The 6,975-nt window shown below is 35.8% G+C and carries 8 protein-coding genes; 7 read left to right on the forward strand and 1 reads right to left on the reverse strand.

Features of this window, described 5'->3' with window-relative positions:
* Positions 1-1,975: helix-turn-helix transcriptional regulator (locus tag V7024_RS13135; protein WP_335520654.1), on the forward strand; the 1,975-nt coding region annotated here is incomplete at its 5' end.
* 56 nt (positions 1,976-2,031) lie between these two features.
* On the opposite strand, the gene V7024_RS13140 is transcribed toward V7024_RS13135, so the two are convergent.
* Complete coding sequence (locus tag V7024_RS13140) at positions 2,032-2,166, reverse strand: YpzI family protein (protein WP_090915567.1); 135 nt, start codon at positions 2,164-2,166, stop codon at positions 2,032-2,034.
* Between the two features lie 116 nt (positions 2,167-2,282).
* Between V7024_RS13140 and V7024_RS13145 the strand changes: the two genes are divergently transcribed.
* The 6 genes from V7024_RS13145 to V7024_RS13170 all read left to right on the forward strand — a co-directional run bounded on the left by V7024_RS13145 (position 2,283) and on the right by V7024_RS13170 (position 6,802).
* Positions 2,283-2,882, forward strand: coding sequence for a YphA family membrane protein (locus V7024_RS13145; RefSeq protein ID WP_335520662.1), 600 nt, complete (start codon positions 2,283-2,285; stop codon positions 2,880-2,882).
* Positions 2,883-2,885: 3 nt separating this feature from the next.
* Positions 2,886-3,779 carry a YIEGIA family protein gene (locus tag V7024_RS13150; RefSeq protein ID WP_335520665.1) on the forward strand — a complete coding sequence of 298 codons (894 nt, stop codon included), beginning with the start codon at positions 2,886-2,888 and terminating at the stop codon, positions 3,777-3,779.
* Complete coding sequence (locus V7024_RS13155; protein WP_090915573.1) at positions 3,776-3,964, forward strand: capping complex subunit for YIEGIA; 189 nt, start codon at positions 3,776-3,778, stop codon at positions 3,962-3,964. Before V7024_RS13150 ends, V7024_RS13155 begins: the two co-directional genes overlap by 4 nt.
* 120 nt (positions 3,965-4,084) lie before the next feature.
* Positions 4,085-5,395, forward strand: a complete 1,311-nt coding sequence (gene der / locus V7024_RS13160) for a ribosome biogenesis GTPase Der (RefSeq protein ID WP_020059612.1) — start codon at positions 4,085-4,087, stop codon at positions 5,393-5,395.
* Between the two features lie 18 nt (positions 5,396-5,413).
* Entirely contained in the window at positions 5,414-6,436 is a 1,023-nt protein-coding gene (locus V7024_RS13165; RefSeq protein WP_335520671.1) for an NAD(P)H-dependent glycerol-3-phosphate dehydrogenase, read from the forward strand.
* A 114-nt stretch (positions 6,437-6,550) separates the two neighbouring features.
* Positions 6,551-6,802, forward strand: coding sequence for a stage VI sporulation protein F (locus tag V7024_RS13170; RefSeq protein ID WP_020059610.1), 252 nt, complete (start codon positions 6,551-6,553; stop codon positions 6,800-6,802).
* Positions 6,803-6,975: the final 173 nt, after the last annotated feature.

The following is a 6,975-nucleotide window of genomic DNA, read 5'->3' on the forward strand; positions in this document are numbered from 1 at the left end:
TTTTCGATTTATTAAAGATACATTGAAGATGGATCTAAATTATGAGGTAATTCATGATATGAACATGTTGGCAGAAGGGTGGATTGGTGGTCTTCAGTTAATTGCACTTGCACGTTCTTATCATAAAAATGATTGCACACAGCATATGAAAGTGCTGAATAAATATATGATTACCTATTTATCGAAAGAGATTTTAGATGCGCTGGAAGAAGATGAAAAGGATTTTCTCGTAAAAACATCAATTTTAAGTTATTTTAATGAGGAAATTTGTAATAAATTATTGGAAAAACAAGGTACAAAAGAAATAATTACACGTCTATTTCAAAAGCATTTATTTATAATTAATCTTGATGAAGATCGTGAAATATATCGTTATCACGCTATTTTTCAACAGTTTTTACAACATTCTTTTGAGCGGTTAGAAAAGGAGAAACAAAAGAAGTTACGTTTACGAGCGGCAGAAATATATGAACGATGCGGTGATTTTGAGGAATGTATAAAACAATTATTAGAGATGCAATGTTATGAGGCTGCGTTGAGAAAAATTGAAGTACACGGACAAAATCCACAAGGATGGAGTTATTTGCGACATATTCCGTTAACGTGTATTGTGCAAAATAAAGAGATGGCGTTTCAACTCATTTTTTACCATTATTGTAATATGGAGTTTGAGCAGTGTGCAGAAATATTAAATATCGTGTACGAAGGAGAAAGTGGTCATCATCCTTGGAAGGTATTCGGATTTTGCAAGGCTTTAATTGAGGAAAATAATTTACAATTAGATGTTTTGTTTATAAATGAAATTGAAGACATGGATATAAGTGATGTAACCAAGGCGATTATTTATGTAGAATTATCATTTTTTCTGAGGTTTCAGGAGCGAATCAAGGATGCACTATATGTGCTTGATAAAGCGTCTGTGCTTGAGAAGAGAATGAAAAATCCATATGTGAAAATGGGCATTTTAAGTTCTTTATGTCAGATTAAAGAGGAATTAGGAGATTTAAAAGAGTGTGAGAGGTTATATAATCAGCTTTTTCAGGTAATTGAACAACATCCCTTTTTATCAGCTCTCACAGTAACTTGTCATATTGGAATTACGGGTATTTATTTAAAACGCTTACAATTAGAGAAGGCTGAAAAATCACTACAACATGTACAAGGTGACGAAGCTGTTGGAGGAAAAGCTTATTTATATAATTTAATGGAACTTCAATTTCTGAAAGGTGATAAACAGCAAGCAAACGAAACAATTCGAAAGTTACAAACATTTGAGGCGTATCAAAATGAGCTGTTTATATCCTCCATACTAAAATATGCGATTCATGTTGATGGAGAATATGTACATCAATTAGATCGGTTTGTTTTGATGTACAAACAAAAGAAAGAAAAAAAGAAACTACGAACTGAAGATAAATTGTTATATGCTCAGATTTTATTGCAGAAAGGACATATACAAGAATCATTACAGTTACTTGATGAAGTTGCGGAATTTACAAGAAAACATAAAATGAAAGTACTATTAATTGAAGCGTTATTATTAAAAGTTCTTATCTTAGGAAATGATATGCAAAAGCATAAGCGGGAGCTTTTAAATTTATTACGAGAAGCGGTACATTATAGTTATGAAAATCATATTTTACTACCTTACTTAAGGATAGATAAACAAATTCAAACATTGTTGATGTTATTAAAAGAAGAACGGTTGCAAGATTTAAATGAAAGAGAGAGGGAGTTCTTATACACGTTATTACAGTTAGGGGATCATGATAAAGAGAATGTTCTTTTAAGTAATAGAGAATTAGAGGTATTGAAGGTTCTTGCGACTGGGGCATCAAATAAGAAAATTGGTGAACAATTGTGCATATCGATTTCGACAGTTAAGACGCACATTATTAACATATATTCAAAGCTTCATGTATCTAACCGTGTTGAAGCAATAAAGAAAGCCACAGAACAAGGAATTATAAACTAATTATTAATATATGAAAACAAAGAACCGGCCAACGATATGTTGGCTGGTTCTTTGTTTTAATGTTGATTTTGTCTTCGTGCTTGCTCCGGTGTATCGAGTCCTGTTGCACCAGGATATTGTAATGATTGGCTGCGGTCGGATTCTACGCGCCTTGATTGTTTCAATTTCTTTTCTTGACGATCTTTACCCATGGTGTTCCCACCTCCTTAGTACAAAGTGTTGCTGTTATTTTTAAAAATATGCAGCGATAGAAGATGATTATTTTTCATAAACAATTCCCATAATGGAAATAATAGGAGGTGTTCACTTGGAAGGTGGTTATTTTTATTTTTTAGCATGGATAGGTTGGATTGTTACGACGTTTTTTTTGAAAAAAGATACAGTTAGACTTAAGCTTAGTGCGGTCATTTTATTATTTATTATTTGTTCGCAAGCAGTGATTTCATTTACTTCTATTACAATATCGGTAAACGCTCTTTTGTTAGCGGGAATCTCATTTATTGGAATTGCGACATATTCAGTATGGAAAAAGGTCTACACTTTACTATGTGCACTTATAATCGCGATGCTATATGCAAGTTTTTCTTTAATCGAACTCTATGACCCGATTTGGATTGTTGTAGATCGTACTTGGATGTTAAGTAGTATTCTCGTTTATACATCTGTTTTATTACATAGGGACCGTCTATTACGTATATGGGGATTATATGCAGGGACGTTGCAAGGAGAGTTGTTTGTAGCTTTTATTTTAAAGACATTCAATTTTCCGTATCAATTAGGGAGTTTACAATTTTTTAATATGATTGCTGTGTCCACCATGTTCTTTAGTCTTTTATACGGAATTGGAAAAATAATGACATACACAGAACAATTTAAGCAAAAGCAAGTGAAGGAGGGACAAGGTTAATTTATGAACTCGTATACATCAGCTATTTTGCTTGGGGTAACTGTTGGGACTGTCACACGAGTTTTAATGCTTCAAACTGATACAAGGCAGTATCCAACTCGTTTACATGGCAAGATTATACATATTGCGATGGGGATTATTGCAGCTGCTCTTGGGGCGGTTGCCATTCCAGCTATTTTGAAAAAGGATTTCTCTGCTATTACATTTCTGACATTAGCGGCATCGCAGTTTCGTGATGTACGTAATATGGAGCGTAATACATTGCAGCAATTAGACGGATATGAACTTGTTCCTAGGGGGAATACGTATATTGAGGGAATTGCAATTGTATTTGAGAGTCGAAACTATTTAGCCATGTTAACATCTTTCGTAGCTACTTTTGCTTATTTAGGATTTAAATCATGGTATGCTGGAATTTTGGCTGGAATCATAAGTTTCTTTTTCGCGAAAATGTTGATGTCTGGTAAACGGCTACGCGATCTTGTTGAAGTTGAGCATGTTCCATTGCATTTTGAAGGAGCAGGCCTTTATGTTGATAATATTTATATTATGAATATCGGTTTACCAGCAAGGCAAAAAGAAATTATGAAGTACGGCATGGGATTTATTTTAAAACCAAAATCAATTGATGCTCGAATAACATTGGCAAACCTTGGTCAAAGACAAGCGATTTTGCATGATATATCTGTTGCGCTTGGTGTATATCGAGATTCTGGAACACCAGCACTTGTCCCGCTTGCGAAACGTGATTTAAATGATGGAAGAATAGGCATATTTGTTTTGCCGCAAGATCAAGATGTAAATAAAGCGATTCAGGTCATTGGAAATGTTCCAACATTAGAAAGTGCTATTCATATGTCTTCTGAGGCCCCGAATGGAAGGGGAGATAAAGGGTGATATTAGAAAAATGTATTCTTGCTGTTATTACAACAATTCCGGAAAAGTTCGCTGGTGGGGCGCCGTTATTTGTATGTGAGACAGTAGAAGAAATGGAGTTTGTTGCTAGTAATTTAGAAGCGATTTTAGATGGAATCGCCCACCGTTTGCAAGAGAACTTATATATTATTGTGAAACATTCTTAAAATGTGTTATAATATGAGATGTTTTGATACGAAGAGAAATATTCTGGAATGCAAATCCCTTCTTGCACAAAGAAGGGTTTTTTACATAATAACAGAAGCAAATAGAAAGGATGAAAGTATATGCCAAAACCGGTAGTGGCAATAGTAGGACGCCCAAATGTGGGGAAATCTACTATTTTCAATAGAATTGTTGGAGAAAGAGTGTCGATTGTTGAAGATATCCCTGGTGTAACAAGAGATCGTATATATAGCGCAGGAGAATGGTTAAATCATGAGTTTAACATTATTGATACAGGTGGAATTGATATTGGAGACGAGCCATTCTTGACACAAATTCGTCAACAAGCAGAAGTTGCGATTGATGAAGCTGATGTTATTATTTTTATGACAAATGGTCGCGACGGTGTAACAGCTGCGGATGAAGAGGTTGCAAAGATTTTATATCGTTCTAAAAAGCCAGTTGTATTAGCTGTGAATAAGGTAGATAATCCAGAGATGCGCAGCGATATTTACGATTTTTATGCGTTAGGCTTTGGGGAACCGTTTCCTATATCTGGAACACATGGTTTAGGTTTAGGGGACTTATTAGATGAAGCAGCAAAACATTTCCCGCAAATTGAAGAAGAACCATACGATGATGAAACAATTAAATTCTGTTTAATTGGTCGCCCGAACGTTGGGAAATCATCAATGGTAAATGCATTGCTTGGTCAAGAACGTGTAATCGTTAGTAATGTAGCAGGTACTACACGTGATGCAGTTGATACGCCGTACAGTAAAGATGGACAAGATTACGTTATCATTGATACAGCAGGAATGCGCAAAAAAGGAAAAGTATATGAAAGTACAGAAAAGTATAGTGTACTTCGTGCACTTCGAGCAATTGAACGCTCTGATGTTGTTTTAGTTGTTTTAGATGGTGAAGAAGGAATCATTGAACAAGATAAAAAAATTGCTGGATATGCCCATGATTCAGGTCGTGCTGTTATTATTGTTGTAAATAAATGGGACGCGGTTGAAAAAGATGAGAAAACGATGAAGGAATTCGAAGAGAATATTCGTGCTCATTTCCAATTTTTAGATTACGCACCAATCGTATTCTTATCTGCAAAAACGAGAAAACGTACACACACACTACTTCCTGTTATTAATGAGGTAAATGCAAGTCATAGTATTCGTGTACAAACAAATGTATTAAACGATGTAATTATGGATGCTGTTGCAATGAATCCAACACCAACGCATAATGGACAACGTTTGAAAATTTTCTATGCAACACAAGTCGCGGTGAAACCACCGACATTTGTTGTGTTCGTAAATGATCCAGAGTTACTGCACTTCTCATATGAGCGCTTCTTGAAAAATCGTCTGCGCGATGCGTTTGGTTTCGTAGGAACACCAATTAAAGTTATTGCAAGAGCACGAGACTAATGGAGAGGATGTGATTTTATGAAAAAAATCACAGTAGTAGGAGCAGGTAGCTGGGGAACGGCGTTAGCAATGGTATTAGCTGACAACGGCCATGATGTACGTCTTTGGGGAAATCGAGCAGAACTTATGGATGAAATTAATGAAAAACATGAGAATAGTCGTTATCTTCCGGGGATTACACTGCCAGCCAGCATCGTTGCTTACTCTTCCTTAGAAGAGGCATTAGTAGGGGTTGATACAGTACTTCTCGTTGTACCTACAAAGGCATATCGAGAAGTATTGCAAAATATGAAAACATTGGTTTCGCAGCCAATTACATGGATTCATGCGAGTAAAGGGATTGAACCAGGAACTTCAAAGCGTATTTCGGAAGTGATTGAAGAAGAAATTCCGGCTCATCTCATTCGCGATGTGGTTGTTTTATCAGGGCCGAGTCATGCAGAAGAAGTTGGATTGCGCCAAGCTACAACAGTTACATCAGCTGCAAAGCGTATGGAAGCAGCTGAAGAGGTTCAAGACTTATTTATGAATAGCTATTTCCGTGTATATACAAACCCAGATATTATTGGAGTTGAACTTGGCGGGGCGCTAAAAAATATTATTGCTCTTGCGGCGGGTATTACTGATGGAATTGGCTTAGGAGATAATGCGAAGGCAGCACTTATGACGCGAGGATTAACAGAAATTGCTCGTTTAGGACGTAAAATGGGTGGGAACCCATTAACGTTTGCTGGCCTGACAGGTATGGGTGACCTAATTGTAACATGTACGAGTGTTCATAGCCGAAATTGGCGTGCTGGTAACATGCTTGGTAAAGGTTGCTCGTTACAAGAAGTATTAGATAATATGGGAATGGTTGTTGAAGGCGTACGGACAACGAAGGCAGCATATGAGATGGCTAAGAAAATGGATGTTGAAATGCCGATTACAACTGTTTTATATGATGTGTTATTTAATGGGAAAAATGTAAAAGATGCTGTTGGAATGTTGATGGGACGTGTGCGTAAACACGAAGTAGAAGCGATTCCAGACTTGCTGTAAAAAAAGCTGTACAAATGTAAAAAGACATTTGTACAGCTTTTTCTTTTGGGTTTTTTCACCATTCTTTATTTTCTGCATACGATGAAGTGTAGATTACATGAGAGGGTGAACAAGGTGGATAATAACTTATTCAATAATATTGAAAAGGAATCCAAAGTAAATAAAGAAGATATTTTTAAATTAGCCTCTTCGGTTCAAAATTCAAATTTACGCGATGAAAAAGTGTTACGGCAGTTAATTCATCAGGTTGCAACAATGGCGGGAAGAGATGTATCAAAAGAAAAAGAAGAGCAAATTATAAATGCGATTATTAATAATAATATGCCAACTGACTTTAGTTCATTGAGTAAAATGTTTAAAAAATAAAGTATGAGAAACCATTGTTATATACATTGCATACGATACTATGAAGGAATGAATATGAGCTGCTTGTGGGAGCATTTGGTCAACCGAAGCGAAGAAGTCCCGTTCGCTTCGGTTTTTATTCGTTTCAATATAAAGTGAAACTTTAATCAGTGGGGGTTTTCTTCATTCCCCAC

The sequence above is a fragment of the Bacillus sp. JJ864 genome, from assembly GCF_036963045.1.
GTDB lineage: Bacteria > Bacillota > Bacilli > Bacillales > Bacillaceae_G > Bacillus_A > Bacillus_A pseudomycoides_C.